1 protein-coding gene is annotated in these 283 nt (G+C 42.0%); it reads left to right on the top strand.

Annotated elements, in window-relative coordinates; genetic code table 11:
* The coding region (locus K6T82_RS24340; RefSeq protein ID WP_223711642.1) for a hypothetical protein at window positions 1-283 on the top strand (283 nt) is incomplete at both ends.

The raw sequence follows: 283 nt of genomic DNA on the forward strand, positions 1-283 counted from the left end.
GGTCATTTTCGCCGGTCCGGCGTGTTTCGTAGGATTATATTGGCCAGTGATTGTCGGTCTATTTTTGTTTTTGGCGATGGTAATTATCCTAGAGTTGGCGTATCGCAATGCTGAGAAAGCGATCGGTTATCTAACCGGCCAGTTGGTTTTAATTTTGTTTCTTGTCTCAATCCTAATACTAGGTCAATTTTCAGCCAATGGTTTATTTGGAATAGAATCTCCCTGGGGACATCTCTCATTAGTAGCTTTCATTTTCGCCTTCGTCTTTTACGTGCCCTTAGAT

This window comes from Flavobacterium potami, from assembly GCF_020026915.1.
GTDB classification, from domain to species: Bacteria; Bacteroidota; Bacteroidia; order Flavobacteriales; family Flavobacteriaceae; genus Flavobacterium; species Flavobacterium potami.